This is a genomic window from Serratia sp. 506_PEND, from assembly GCF_001076875.1.
Taxonomy (GTDB): Bacteria; Pseudomonadota; Gammaproteobacteria; order Enterobacterales; family Enterobacteriaceae; genus Serratia; species Serratia marcescens.
Genome location: NZ_JVEL01000603.1, coordinates 1 through 13693 on the forward strand (window position 1 = coordinate 1; position 13693 = coordinate 13693).

At 63.6% G+C, this 13693-nt stretch carries 13 protein-coding genes; 4 read left to right on the forward strand and 9 right to left on the reverse strand.

All coding sequences use genetic code 11. From position 1 onward, the window contains the following. The 4 genes from ADK28_RS27355 to hutC form a co-directional block, all read right to left on the reverse strand. Nucleotides 1–856 (reverse strand): serine hydrolase domain-containing protein (locus tag ADK28_RS27355; RefSeq protein ID WP_048797202.1); only part of this gene is annotated, 856 nt, incomplete at its 3' end. A gap of 236 nt (nt 857–1092) precedes the next feature. Beyond that, nucleotides 1093–1896, reverse strand: a complete 804-nt coding sequence (hutG, locus tag ADK28_RS27360; protein ID WP_048797203.1) for an N-formylglutamate deformylase — start codon at nt 1894–1896, stop codon at nt 1093–1095. Further along, the gene (gene hutI, locus ADK28_RS27365) at nt 1893–3116 is read right to left on the reverse strand and encodes an imidazolonepropionase (protein WP_016928030.1); all 1224 of its coding nucleotides are present in this window, start codon (nt 3114–3116) and stop codon (nt 1893–1895) included. Before hutI ends, hutG begins: the two co-directional genes overlap by 4 nt. 156 nt (nt 3117–3272) lie before the next feature. Next, nucleotides 3273–4028, reverse strand: a complete 756-nt coding sequence (gene hutC / locus ADK28_RS27370; RefSeq protein ID WP_028128056.1) for a histidine utilization repressor — start codon at nt 4026–4028, stop codon at nt 3273–3275. Nucleotides 4029–4208: 180 nt separating this feature from the next. Here hutC and ADK28_RS27375 point away from each other — a divergent pair, with 180 nt between their 5' ends. From ADK28_RS27375 to ADK28_RS27385, 3 genes are all read left to right on the forward strand, one after another. Beyond that, nucleotides 4209–5579 (forward strand): formimidoylglutamate deiminase, encoded by a 1371-nt coding sequence (locus ADK28_RS27375; RefSeq protein WP_033640572.1) that lies wholly within the window; start codon nt 4209–4211, stop codon nt 5577–5579. Continuing rightward, nucleotides 5579–6136, forward strand: coding sequence for a HutD family protein (locus tag ADK28_RS27380; RefSeq protein WP_048797204.1), 558 nt, complete (start codon nt 5579–5581; stop codon nt 6134–6136). Before ADK28_RS27375 ends, ADK28_RS27380 begins: the two co-directional genes overlap by 1 nt. 69 nt (nt 6137–6205) lie before the next feature. Further along, nucleotides 6206–7207: a LacI family DNA-binding transcriptional regulator gene (locus tag ADK28_RS27385; RefSeq protein WP_048797205.1), complete on the forward strand. Its 1002-nt coding sequence runs from the start codon at nt 6206–6208 to the stop codon at nt 7205–7207. Between the two features lie 41 nt (nt 7208–7248). Here the strand turns inward: ADK28_RS27385 and ADK28_RS27390 are convergent, their stop codons facing one another. The 4 genes from ADK28_RS27390 to ADK28_RS27405 all read right to left on the reverse strand — a co-directional run bounded on the left by ADK28_RS27390 (nt 7249) and on the right by ADK28_RS27405 (nt 12211). Next, the gene (locus ADK28_RS27390) at nt 7249–8691 is read right to left on the reverse strand and encodes a glycoside hydrolase family 32 protein (RefSeq protein ID WP_048797206.1); all 1443 of its coding nucleotides are present in this window, start codon (nt 8689–8691) and stop codon (nt 7249–7251) included. Beyond that, the gene (locus ADK28_RS27395) at nt 8688–9947 is read right to left on the reverse strand and encodes an MFS transporter (protein WP_048797207.1); all 1260 of its coding nucleotides are present in this window, start codon (nt 9945–9947) and stop codon (nt 8688–8690) included. The genes ADK28_RS27390 and ADK28_RS27395 overlap by 4 nt, the downstream gene beginning before the upstream one ends. Nucleotides 9948–10115: 168 nt before the next feature. Further along, the gene (locus ADK28_RS27400; RefSeq protein ID WP_033640562.1) at nt 10116–11420 is read right to left on the reverse strand and encodes an MFS transporter; all 1305 of its coding nucleotides are present in this window, start codon (nt 11418–11420) and stop codon (nt 10116–10118) included. Between the two features lie 92 nt (nt 11421–11512). Beyond that, entirely contained in the window at nt 11513–12211 is a 699-nt protein-coding gene (locus tag ADK28_RS27405) for a DAPG hydrolase family protein (protein WP_048797208.1), read from the reverse strand. A 93-nt stretch (nt 12212–12304) separates the two neighbouring features. Here ADK28_RS27405 and ADK28_RS27410 point away from each other — a divergent pair, with 93 nt between their 5' ends. After that, on the forward strand, nt 12305–12949 hold the full coding sequence (locus tag ADK28_RS27410) for a TetR/AcrR family transcriptional regulator (RefSeq protein ID WP_033640560.1): 645 nt from the start codon (nt 12305–12307) through the stop codon (nt 12947–12949). A gap of 56 nt (nt 12950–13005) precedes the next feature. Here the strand turns inward: ADK28_RS27410 and ADK28_RS27415 are convergent. Then, a partial coding sequence (locus tag ADK28_RS27415) for a phosphoenolpyruvate carboxykinase (ATP) (protein WP_048797209.1) occupies nt 13006–13693 on the reverse strand: 688 nt, incomplete at its 5' end.

Consider the following 13693-nt stretch of genomic DNA (forward strand, 5'->3'; position numbering starts at 1 on the left):
CCAGCGGGGTTTGCGCCAGACCCAGGCCATAGGCGCTGAGCTGGCCCTGATTGAGACGGCGCGGTGCACTGAGTTGCGCCAGCACGCCCTGGCCGGGACCCTGGTCGGCCAGCAGCGTCTGCAGCCAGCGGGTGAGGGCGTTGAGGCTGCCGGTCAGGCTGCCGGAGGCGGAAAGGTGCAGGCCGGCGCTGGCGTGTTGCCAGCCCTGCGGCGCACGCCAGTAACCCGGCACCAATCCCGGCACCACATCGAACCAGCTTTCCGGCGCCCGCATCTGCACCTGCAGCGGCCGGGCGATGTGCTGTTGCACCAGTTGGTCGAAATCATACCCTTTGCTGCGCAGCGCGGCCTCCAGCAGCCGATAGCCGGTATTGCTGTAGGCGATCTCGCTGCCGGCTTCGTAGTTCAATTTCTCCAGCCCCTCGACAAACCGCATCACCGGCTGCGCCTCGCTGACGGCGTGCAGCGAGATGCCCAGCAGGCCGAGCGTCTCGCGCACGTCAGGCAGGCCGCCGGTCATGTCCAGCGCCTGGCCGACGGTAACGTCCGCCAACGCGGGCTGCAGGGCGGGGAGCAGTTCACCCAGACGTTGCTCCAGCCGAATGGCGCGATCGGTGGCGTTCAGCGCCAGCGCGGCGAAGATATGCTTGGTCACTGAAGCATAACGCACCACGCTGTCGGCGGTGAAGGGGGTGTTCTGCGCCAGATCGGCCAGGCCGGCGCAGGCGGTGGCGCGGCGTTGTTGGGCGTCAAACAGGGTGATGGCGCCGCCGGGTTCGCCATGCCGTTGCCAGCCGGCCAGCAGTTGTTCGGCCAAGGCGCCGGCAGCGCGCCAGTTTAACGGTGTTACAGACATAGGGCCTCCAGAGAGTATTCGAAACGGGCCAGCTGGCCACACGCCGCCCGGCGCGGAGCGCGGGCTTTTGGGCTGATTGTGGCGCAGTGCGTTTTTCGTCGGCCGCTGTTTTGTGCGCTGTTTAGACCAGTTAGCGGGGAATCACGCGAAACTTTGATATAGCGCGCAGATTGCTGCTGGCGTTGCGGTTAGAGGCGGGAGAAAAACAGGCGCGCGGCGGCGCCTGTAAAGGGGGATCAATTCAGTCTGGCGGCGCCGTCCAACAGGCTTTCAATCATCTGCTTGAGCAGGCGCTGCAGCGAGGCGGCGCGCTGGGGCTCGAACGCGAAAGGATACTGTTCGGACATGTAGTTAACCTGCGCCAGTTCGAGCTGGATCGCATGCTGTTGTTGCTGCGGTTGACCATAGGCGCGGGTGATATAACCGCCCTTAAAGCGACCGTTCAGCACGTGGGTGTACTGCTGTTGCTGCTCGCAGCAGGCGACCAGCCGCTCGCTCAGCGCCTGGGCGCAGCTTTCACCGCCGTTGGTGCCGAGATTGAGATCCGGCAGTTGGCCGTCGAACAGCCGCGGGATCACTGAGGCGATGGAGTGCGCGTCGAACAGCAGCGCATAGCCGTGGCGCGCTTTGAGGCGCGCCAGTTCGTTCTGCAGCTGCTGATGATAAGGTTGCCAAATTTGCTGCAGGTAGGCGGCGCGTTCTTCGTCCGTCGGCGCTTTGCCCGGCAGGAAGCTTGGGCGGCCGTCGAACAGCACGTCGGGATACAGGCCGGTGGTGGCGGTGGTGTACAGCGGCTTGTCGTCCGCCGGGCGGTTCAAATCGATGACGAAGCGCGAATAGTTGCCGACCAGCACGCTGGCGCCCATCGCCCGGGCGAAGTCGTACAGCTGCGGAATGTGCCAGTCGGTATCGGGCAGCGGGCGAGCGTCGTCGGTCAGCCCGGCCTCGACCGCCGGCGTCAGTTGCGTGCCGGCGTGCGGAATGCTGATCAGCAGCGGCAGGCTGCCGGTCTGGAAGCTAAAAGGATCGCGAATGGTCATTGACGTACTTCTCCTCGGAAAATCACCGTACAGGGCAGTTGACCGCCCAACCAATAAGCCAGTTCCGCCGGCCGCGACAGCGGCCAGTGAACGAAGTCCGCCACCTTGCCGGTTTCCAGCGTACCGTGGCTGTGCTGCAGCCCCAGCGCTTTGGCGGCGTGGGTGGTGACGCCCGCCAGCGCCTCTTCCGGCGTCAGGCGGAACAGCGTGCAGGCCATGTTGATCATCAGGCGCAGCGACAGCGCCGGCGAGGTGCCGGGGTTGGCGTCGCTGGCGATCGCCATTGCCACGTGGTGCTTGCGGAACAGCGCTACCGGCGGGCACTGAGTTTCACGCAGCAGGTAGTAGGCGCCCGGCAGCAGCACCGCCACGGTGCCGGCGTCGCCCATGGCGCGGGCGTCTTGCTCGGTGGCGTATTCGAGGTGGTCGGCGGAGAGCGCGTGGTGGCGCGCCGCCAGCGTGCTGCCGCCGAGGGCGGAGAGCTGCTCGGCGTGCAGCTTGACCGGCAAACCGGCGGCTTCGGCGGCGGCGAAGACTCGCTCCACCTGCGCCGGTGAGAACGCCAGATGCTCGCAGAAGGCGTCGACCGCATCCGCCAGGCCGGCGGCGGCCGCCTGCGGGATGATGGTGTCGCAGACCAGATTGATGTAGTCGTCGGCGCGGTTGGCGTATTCCGGCGGCAGCGCATGGGCCGCCAGACAGGTGGTTTTCACCTCGACCGGCAGCAGCTCGCCCAACTTGCGCGCCACCCGCAACATTTTCAGTTCGCTCTCCGGGCTGAGGCCATAGCCGGACTTGATCTCCACGCAGGTGACGCCTTCCGCCAGCAGCGGCCGCAGGCGGAACAGCGCTTGCTCCAGCAGCAGCGCTTCGTCGGCCTCGCGGGTGGCTTTCACGGTGGAGATAATGCCGCCGCCCTGTGCGGCGATGTCGGCGTAGCTTACGCCGTTCAGCCGCTGTTCGAACTCGCCGCTGCGGTTGCCGCCGAACACCAGGTGCGTGTGGCAGTCAACAAAGCCGGGGGTGACGATGCCGCCGTCGAATTTCACCGTTTCGTCCGCGATCAGGCCGGGCGGCAACGCCGCATGTTCGCCAATCCAGACGATCTTGCCGTCGCGCACGGCGATCGCGCCGTCGGTCAGGGTGTGATATTTGCCGTCGCGCATGGTGACGATATCGGCGCCGTGCCACAGGCTGTCACAGTGAATCTCAGACGTCATTGCTTTCCTCCGCCGGAGCCGCAGCTCCCACATGGTTGTATATACAATTAAAAACAACCTAACGCATTCACCGGGATGTCACAAGAGGCGGGAGAGATTTTGTTATCAGGATGTGATCGACCGCGGAGATGCGGGCGCAGGGGCGCCCGCCGGGGATCAGACTTCGCTGGTGAAGCGGCCGAACAGTTGATAACGGCTGCCGGGGTACAGCAGCCGGGCCGAGGTGACCACGGTTTTGCCGGACCAGGTGCGGCGATGGATCAGCAGGCCGGGTTCGTGGTCCTCCAACTGCAGCAGCTCGCGCTCGCGCCGGGTGGGGATCACCGCTTCGACGATGTGTTCGCCGGCGGTCAGCGGCGCGGCCTGCGTCAGATAGGTATAGGGCGTGACGCGGTCGAAATCCTGCTTCAGGTAATCCGGCGCCACCAGTGGGTTGACGCAGCGGTCTTCCACCTGCACCGGCACGTCGTTTTCGTAATGCACGATCTGGGAGTAGAACAGTCGTTGGCCGGGCTGAATGCCCAGCGCCGTCGCTTCTTCCTCGCTGGCCGGGCGGGCCTTCAGCTCGAGGATTTTACTGCTGTGGTGATGACCTCGCGCGGCGATCTCATCGGCGATGTTGTGCACTTCCAGCAGTGCGGTATGCGCCTTGGCTTCGGCAACGAAGGTGCCGACGCCCTGCATGCGAATCAAAAAACCTTCGCTGGTCAGCTCGCGCAGCGCGCGGTTGATGGTCATGCGGCTGACGCCCAGTTCCGCCACCAGTTCACTTTCGGAGGGCACGCGCTGGTGCGGTTGCCAATGCCCCGCACGGATTTGATTCACGATCGCCTGTTTGACCCGTTGGTAGATCGGGGCGGGGGCATCGCTCATTGCAGCCGCCAGTTGTAACACGGTCTGTTGTTCAGCCACGACGTTAACCTCGTCAAATAAAAAAATAATAACACCAGTTTACTGTTGATGTCGGCGTATGTATATGTATATACAACTAGTGGCTGTCGCGCCAGAAACTTGCCGGCGACCGCCAAAAATTCCTTAAGACGCGCCATCGCCGCGCCTTATTCGCCGTTACATTAACCGTGGAATACTGCCATGCCTGCTTATTTTGCCCCACGCGCTTTGCTCCCAGAGGGCTGGGCGCATAACGTCCGGCTGGACGTCGATGCGCAAGGTTATCTGACTCAAGTTACCGCCAACGCTGAGCCGCAAGGCTGCATTCGGCTGCACGGCGACGCGGTGCCGGGCATGCCGAACCTGCACTCCCACGCTTTCCAGCGCGCGATGGCCGGGCTGGCGGAAGTGGCGGGCAACCCGCAGGACAGCTTCTGGACCTGGCGCGATCTGATGTACCGCCTGGTGCAGCGTCTGACGCCCGAGCAGGTGGAGGTGGTCGCCCGTCAACTGTATATCGAAATGCTCAAGGGCGGATACACCCAGGTGGCCGAATTCCACTACCTGCATCACGACGCCGACGGCAAGCCTTACGCCGATCGCGGTGAGATGACCGGCCGCCTCAGCGAGGCCGCGCATCAGGCCGGCATCGGCATGACGATGCTGCCGGTGCTTTACAGCTACGCCGGTTTCGGCGCGCAGCCGGCCCAGCCGGGGCAGAAACGGTTTATCCAGGACACCGAAAACTATCTGCATCAGCAGCAGGTGATTGCCCGTCAGCTGGCGGATCGCCCGTTGCAGAATCAGGGGCTGTGTTTCCACTCACTGCGTGCGGTGGAGCTGGGGCAGATGCAGCAGATTTTGGCCGCGTCGGATCGCACCTTGCCGGTGCATATTCATATCGCCGAGCAGCAAAAAGAGGTGAACGACTGTCTGGCGTGGAGCGGGCAGCGCCCGGTGGCCTGGCTGTATGACCATCTGCCGGTGGATCAGCGCTGGTGCCTGGTGCACGCCACCCATCTGGATCGCGACGAGCTGGAAGCGCTGGCGCGCAGCCGCGCGGTGGCCGGCCTGTGTCTGACCACCGAAGCCAACCTCGGCGACGGCATTTTCCCCGGCGACGCTTACCTGCAGCAGCAGGGGCGCTGGGGCATCGGTTCCGACAGCCACGTTTCGCTCAACGTGGTGGAAGAGCTGCGCTGGTTTGAATACGGCCAGCGGCTGCGCGATCAGCGTCGCAATCGCCTGACGACACCGGAACAGTCGGCGGTAGGCGATGTGCTGTACCTGCAGGCGCTGCAGGGCGGCGCGCAGGCGTGCGGCGCGCCGATCGGTCGGCTGCAGAGCGGCTATCGCGCCGACTGGCTGGTGCTGGACGGCGACGATCCGTATCTGGCGGCGGCGCCGGACGCCTCGATCCTCAATCGCTGGCTGTTCGCCGGCGGCAAAGAGCAAATTCGCGACGTGTTCGTCGGCGGCCGGCAGGTGATCGAGCAGGGGCGGCACGCGCTGCAGCAGCAGAGCAGCGCCGAGTTCCTGCAGGTGCTGAAAACCTTTCAGCAGGAGGCGTAATGAGCCTGACCCGTTTTAACTTCGCCACGCTGCCGGTCAGCCCGTGGCGCAACGGCGGTGGGGAAACCCGTGAAATCGTCAGCTGGCCGCCGGGCGCGCAGGATTTTGACTGGCGCGCCAGCATCGCCACCATCGCGCAGGACGGGCCGTTTTCCGCCTTTGCGGGCATCGATCGTTCGATCACCCTGCTGGAAGGCGACGGCGTGCGGCTGTTCAGCGCCGGGCATATCGACCATCAGTTGGCGCGCGTCGGGGAGCCGTTCGCGTTTTCCGGCGACGTGGCGCTGGAAGCGACGCTGCTGGGCGGCGCCAGTCAGGATTTCAACATCATGACACGCCGCGGCCGGCAGGCGGCCGAGGTGCGGCGCAGCACGGCGCCCGTCACCCTGTCACCCAACCGGGCGGGCGTGCTGTATGTGCTGAGCGGCGTTTGGTCGCTGCCGGAGGGCGGCGAACTGCGGGCGCGCGAGGGTGTCTGGTGGACGGCGGCGGGCGGCGAAGTGACGCCGCTGACGGCCGACGGCGCGATCCTGTGGGCGAACATCACAGCCTGCTAACGCAGAGTAGAGTCCTGCGCCCGGTTATGGGATTATTCACTTTTCCCCATTAATCATAAAGAAGGGCGCATGGCTTCGCTGAAAGACGTCGCAAAACTTGCCGGAGTCTCGTTGATGACGGTGTCCCGCGCCATCAATGAACCCGGCAAGCTGCGGCCGGAAACCTATCACCGCGTCAAACAGGCGATCGACCAGTTGGACTACGTGCCGGATCTGTCGGCGCGGCGTATTCGCGGTGACGGAAATCGCGTACAGACGCTCGGCGTGCTGGCGCTGGACACCGCCACGACGCCATTCTCGGTGGACATGATCCTGTCGATTGAAAAAACCGCGCGTGAGCGCGGCTGGAACAGCTTCGTCGTCAACCTGTTTGCCGACGACAACGCTGAACAGACCGTCGATCTGCTGTTGGCGCATCGACCGGACGGCGTGATCTTCACCACCATGGGGCTGCGTCAGGTGGATGTGCCGGCCAAACTGTTGGACAAAAGGCTGGTGCTGGCCAACTGCGTCAGCCCGGCGCACGCGATCGCCAGCTACATTCCTGATGATGAGCAAGGGCAGTATGACGCCACGCGCACGCTGATCGCCAAAGGCTATCGTTCGCCGCTGTGCATACATTTACCGGCGGATACGCTGGCGGCGGGGCTGCGCCGTCGCGGTCTGGAGCGCGCCTGGCGCGAAGCGGGGCGCGATGTTGAACAACTGCGGCAGTATCATCTCGATCTGAGCGCCGGCGATCAAGGCTATCGCGACTGCGTCGCGGTGCTGGCGCGGCATTTCTCTGCCGGCCGGCGCGATTGCGATGTCGTGGTATGCGGGAACGATCGGATAGCGTTTCTGGTGTATCAGGTATTGCTGGCGCAAGGATGGCGGATACCGCAACAGGTGGCGGTGCTGGGCTACGACAACATGGTTGGCATCGGCGAGCTGTTCCTGCCGGCGTTGACGACGGTGCAATTGCCGCACTATGCGCTGGGTCGCCTTGCGGCGCTGCATGTGATCGAGCAGCGGGAACAGCGTGATACGGTGAAAGTGCCTTGCCCGCTGTTGGCGCGTGGTTCGCTGTAACCGCACCGGGTGCGTCGCTGCGCGCCCGGTGCTCATTCCCATTACCCCCAGATGCTCGCCAACTGCCATCCCTCGATTGACTCGAACTGCGCCCGGCCGCCTTCGGCGAACAGGCTGAGGCGGCGATCGCCCGCCGTCGGATAGAAGCGGCTGGTCAGGCAGGCCTCTCCCTGATTAACGAAGATTTCCAGCGAGGAGCGGTCAATAAAGATCCGCAGCGACACGGTGTCACCTTCCGGCAGCGGCACACTGCGGCAGGCGCACAGCGCCGGGTGCTCATTAAAACGCTCCAGCACCAGTCGGTGTGACTGATTGTCGACGTACAGCCGCGCCGCACTCCCAATGGCCAGCCCGTAACGCTCAGCGTCGCTGTCGGCCTGTCTCAACGTCAGGATGAGCTCCTGCATATCGTTCGCCAGCGGCAGTTGCTGATTGGTCAGCGTCTGCGCCGACAACGTGTGTGACTCTCGACGCAGCGCCGCCAGTTCACGCGCCGGGTTCATGAGGACGCTGCCGTCGGCGGCCAGCGTCAGCTCGCGCGGCAGGGTGAGGGCGCCGGCCCAGCGGTGCGCTTTGCTGGGCATCGGTGATTCCCACATATCCATCCAGGCAAACAGCAGCCGACGGCCGTCGGCGGCGGTGAAGGTCTGCGGCGCATAGAAATCGTGGCCGGCATCCAGCTCACAGAAAGGCTGGGTCACCGTAAAGTCGCTATCAGGCCGCCAGTGGCCAAGCAGATAGCCGCTCTGGAAGCGATTGCGGTAGCGGTAGCCCTGCGCCGCAAGTCCTTGCGGCGAGAACAGCAGCAGGTGTTGTTCCCCCAGCGGGAAGAAATCCGGGCATTCCCACATATACCCTTGATGCGCCGTTTGCGCGCCGGCCAGCACCCGATCGAAGCGCCAGGCGCGCAGGTCGGCAGAACGGTACAGGCGCACCTGGCCCAGGCCGTTTTCTTTGGCGCCGACCACCAGCCACCATTCGCCGTTCTCGCGCCAGACTTTCGGATCGCGAAAATGCTGAATGCCGTCCGGCGGGGCCAGCACCGGCCCGTGCTTGACGAAGCGTATGCCGTCTTCGCTGGTGGCCAGACATTGCACTTCCCGCACCTGACTGTCGTCACCGGGTTCGCCCAGCCACACGTGGCCGGTGTAAATCAGCGTCAGCACGCCGTTGTCATCCACGGCGCAGCCGGAAAAGCAACCGTCTTGGTCATAGGGCGCATCGGGCGCCAGGGCGATGGGCTGATGCTGCCAGCGTATCAGGTCGCGGCTGGTCGCGTGCCCCCAGTGCATGGGGCCCCAGTGCTCGCTATAGGGGTGATGCTGGAAGAAGGCATGATAGACGCCGTCAATACAGATCAGGCCGTTGGGATCGTTGATCCAGCCGGCGGGCGGCGCGAGATGGAACTGCGGATAATAATCGTCTCGGCGTTCTGCGCGCAGGGCTTCGACCGCATGGTCGGCTTGAGCTAAGGCAGTATTCATTGGACAGACTCACTTGATTTAATGGCGGATGGAAAGGGCGTTGCCGTGGCGGAGCGTTCGCCGCGCAGCAGGAAACAGGAGACAAGCGTGGTGGCGGCGACCGCGCAGCCCATCAGCAGATAGGTGTCGGCAAAGCCGATGCGGTCATAACCATAGCCCGCCAGCGGTGACAGGAAGCTGGCCATCACCTGGGTGATGAACTGGAAACCTACCAGGTACAGCGTGGAGGAGAGTCGGCTGTCAAAGCGGCTCGCGATGTATTTGAAAATAGCGATCAGCAGGATTGGCAACTCTACGGCGTGCAGCAGTTTCATGGCGGAGATCATCAGGGCGCCGCTGACCAAGCCGGAGCCGAACATGCGCAGCGCCATTACGCCACCGGCCAGCAACAGCCCCTGTTTGGCGCCGATGCGGTTCACCAGTAGCGGGGCCAGGAACATGCCACCTGCCTCGAGGAAGACCTGCAGCGAGTTGAGAAAACCGTACATCTCGTTGCCCTGTGCGCGAGAAGCGAACTGTGAAGCGAAGTAGACCGAAAATTGCTGATCGAAAACGTTGTATACGCTGATCCCCAGCACAAACACCACCAGTGCCCAGAAGCCGGGCATGCGCAGCAGCGCCAGCGCGTCCTGCAGCCGCAGGTTTTCCGGTTTGCCGAACGCCAGGCCGGCCATGGCATTCGGCTTCAGCTCGCGTACCTGGCTGAGCAGCACCAGGAACACCACGGCGGCGGCGGAGGCCAGCCAGAAATTGATGTTCGGATTGATATTGAAGATAAAACCGGCCGCAAAGGTGGCGCTGGCCCAGCCAAGCGAGCCCCACATGCGGGCGCGGCCGAATTCGAAACCGCTGATGCGGCTGACTCGCTCGGTATAAGATTCCAGCGCGCCGATACCGGCGAAGAAGGTGGCGCCGATGAACACCCCGCCGACCAAAGCGCCGAGCGGCAGGCTGCTCGCCAGCAGCGGGGCGTAAACGTAGATAAAGAACGGGCCGGTCAGCAGCAGCATCACGCCGAGAAACTGCAGCAGGTGTTTGCGCAGCCCAAGTTTATCCTGAATAAACCCGTACAGCGGCTGTGCGCACAGCGCCACCAGCGAGATAGCGGAGAAGATCAGGCCGGTCTCGGCGCCTTTCAGCCCGATCTTTTGATTCAGCCACAGCGAGATCAACGAAAAGCTGGAAGACCAGGTGAAGAAAAAGAAGAACAGCAGGCCGCTGAGCAGCACGTAATATTTTTTCGTTTCGCGGTTCATGGGTAGGGCCCCGGTGAGTGAAGTTAGCTCTATTGTTAACGTTAACTCGCGAAGGTATGAAGCGGCCAGATATCACGCATGAGATGTTAATCACAAAAGTTAACGTTAACATTTTTGCCTTGTGATCGAGGTCACGAGTTGGCAAGGGGGCGATGTGCCCCCGCAGGATTAACGTTCGTTCAGCGAGCGCAGATGATCGTCGCGGCGCAGCGTCATCAGCGCAAACAGGCTCACCACCGAGGTGGCGACCACGTAGTAGGCGGGAATGTCGATATTGCCGGTCTGTTTGATGAGGCCGGTGATAATCAGCCCGGCCGAACCGGAAAACACCGCATTGGATAGCGAGTAAGCCAGCCCCAAACCGGTATAGCGCACCCGGGTCGGGAACATCTCAGCCAGCATCGCCGGGCCGGGACCGGCCAGCAGGCCGACCACGGCGCCGGCGACCATCACCGCCAACCCTTTGGCCCACAGTGAACTCTGCGCATCCTGCAGCAGGTGCAGTAAGGGAAAGGTGAACAGGATCACCGCCGCCACCGCCGTCAGCATCACCGTTTTACGTCCCAGTTTGTCGCTGATGATGCCCGCCGGCAGAATGGTCAGGGCGAAGCCGACGTTGGCCAGCACCGTCGCCACCAGCGCCTGCTGGAAGGTGGCGTGCAGCGAGGTTTGCAAATAGGAAGGCATTACCACCAGAAAGGTATAGCCGGCGGCCGACCAGCCCATCATGCGGCCGATGCCGATCAGTATGGTTTTCGCTACGCCGCCCAAGCTCGCTTCCGGCGGTGGGGCGTTGTGTTCCGCGGCCTGTTGCGCCTGGGTAAACGTAGGCGTCTCTTCGAGCTTGAGCCGCAGCCACAGCGCCACGGCGCCCATCGGCAGCGCCAGCAGGAAGGGAATGCGCCAGCCCCAGTCATGCAGCTGCTGCGCGCTGAGCAGTGCGGCCAACAGCGCCACCAATCCGGCGCCGGCCAACAGGCCGAGCGCGACGGTCAGCGACTGCCAGGCGCCGAACAGCCCGCGCTTGCCCTTCGGGGCGAACTCTGTCATCAGCGACACGGCGCCGCCGAATTCGCCGCCGGCGAACAGCCCCTGAAACATGCGCAGCAGCGTCAGCAGCAGCGGGGCGGCGACGCCGATCGAGGCATAGGTCGGCATGACGCCGATCAGCGCGGTGGCCAGCGTCATCAACAGCAGAACCGCAATCAGCGTCGGGCGACGGCCGATGCGATCGCCGATGCGGCCGAAGATCACCGCGCCGATCGGCCGACAGAAAAACGCCAGCGCGAAAGCGGCGTAGGTGAGGATCAGGCTGGTGATTTCATTTTCACCCTGCAGCGTGAAAAAATTGGCGGCGATAACGGTGGCCAGGAACCCGTATACGCCGAACTCATACCATTCGATAAAGTTGCCGACCGAGCCGGCCAGCAACGCCTGACGCGAGCGGCGCGCGTCGAGAGTCTGTTGATTCATCCCCGTTCCCATATTTTGAATTATTGTTCGTCAGTTCTAAATTTATACGACAAAACAATCAATTGATTTCAGCGGGAACTGTGAGGCGCGATTCACCAGAGCAACGGCGCTGGCTCGCGGCCGTTTTCGGCGTAGTACAGCGACGGCAGGAACTGCGCCAGATAGCTGAACTCGTTGTAGCAGTGGCGCATCAGGTTAAACCCGATGTCATCCGACAGTTCGTCGTGGGCGTTGGCGCAGGCTTTACCCAGCAGGAAGCGGCTGCGCAGCACGCACCCGTAGGGCGTATCGCGCACCAAATGCAGCATCTCGCCGTCGCAGGGATCACCGTTGTCATCCAACGCCACCTGATCGCCGAAGCCGATGCGCGCGCAAACCGCGGCGGAGAGCGCCTGCGCGTCACGCGCCTGGCGCAGCGGCTGTGGCGCGAAGAAGTCANCGGCGGCGTGGAACTTGAGGCGCGCCGCGACCGGCGGCAGCTCCGCCAGCCATTCGACCGCTTCGATGCTGGCGCCGATGTAGCTTTCCCCTTTTTTCCAGTGGCGATCCCAGCCGCGATGTTCGACGTGATCGTGCGGGTGCCACCAGTTGATGTGCTGCGTGTTCTCGAAGAAGGTGAACCACCAGTCCAGCATGCGCCCTTTGCAGCCGTGCAGATCGGTACGAATCGCGACGGTGAGCAGGCCGTCGGCGCTGCGACTCAGCCCCATCTCCAGCCGCAGCGGTTCGGGCCTGAGCAACTCGTTGATATCGTTGACGCCCCACGGCGCCAGCAGGGAAGGGTGTGTCATAATGGGTTCCTGTTTTATTTTGGAAACTAATATCGTTTCCAAAATAAAACTATGCTGCTATGCTGAGTCTGTCAATGCTTGTGAGGAATAAAGATGGCGAACCCGAATGAAGAACCGCCGCGCGCTCGCGGTCGGCCGGCCACGCCGGAAACGGCGCTGCGCGCCGCGCTGGCGCAGGCGACGCTGGCGTTGCTGCTCGACGGCGGCTATGCCGCAGCAACGGTGGACGCGGTGGCGAAACGCGCCGGAGTGGCGAAAAAAACCCTGTATCGGTTTGCCGCTAATCGCGACGAACTGGTCGCGCAGGCGGTGAGCGGCTGGACCGAGGCGTTTCAGTCGGCCTTCGCCGAGGATGCCGGGCAACGGGCGGCGGTGGCGCCGCTGTTGGAAAAAGGGCTGCAGGCCATCGCGCAGCAGGTATTGAGCGCCGAGGCGGTGGGGATGTTTCGGCTGTTGCAAAGCGAGTTTCCGGGGCGCGAGGCGCTGCTGGACAGCTATCAGCGCAACGGCATTCAGCGCGGCCGGACGACGGTGGCGGACTGGCTGCAGCGCCAGCAGCAGTGCGGGTGGCTGCGTGAGCGCGACTGGGCGCAAACCAGCGACCTGATGTTGGCGATGACCATCGCCGAACCGCTACGGCAGATGACGCTGGGACTGTTGCCGCCGGGCAGCGCGATCGACGAGCGCATCGCGGCGGCGGTGGCGCTGGTGATGCCGGGTTTGCTGGCGGAAGGATGAAAACAAGAAAGGGCCGAGAGTTCGGCCCTTAAACAGCAGAATGCAAAACGTCTGCGTTACAGCTTCGGCCCGGCGTTCACCAGTTTTTCGCCCGCCGGGGTGACGGTATATTTGGCGAAGTTATCGATAAAGCGCTGCGCCAGATCCTGCGCTTTCTCCTGCCACAGCGATTCGTCGGCATAGGTTTTGCGCGGATCGAGGATAGACGGATCGACGCCCGGCAGCGCGGTCGGCACTGCCAGCCCGAAGATCGGCAGCGTGAAGGTTTCGGCCTGCTCAATGTCGCCATTCAGAATGGCGTCGATGATGCCGCGAGTATCTTTGATCGAGATACGCTTGCCGCTGCCGTTCCAGCCGGTGTTGACCAGGTAAGCCTGGGCGCCGGCGGCCTGCATGCGTTTCACCAGCACTTCGGCGTACTGCGTCGGGTGCAGGGTCAGGAACGCGGCGCCGAAGCAGGCGGAGAAGGTCGGCGTCGGCGCGGTGATGCCGCGCTCGGTGCCGGCCAGCTTGGCGGTGAAGCCGGACAGGAAGTGGTATTGGGTCTGCTCCGGCGTCAGGCGCGACACCGGCGGCAGCACGCCGAAGGCGTCGGCGGTCAGGAAGATGATCTTGCGCGCGTGGCCGGCTTTGGACACCGGCTTGACGATGTTCTCGATGTGATAAATCGGGTAAGAGACGCGGGTGTTCTCGGTTTTGCTGGCGTCGTCGAAGTCGATGCTGCCGTCGGCCAGCACGGTGACG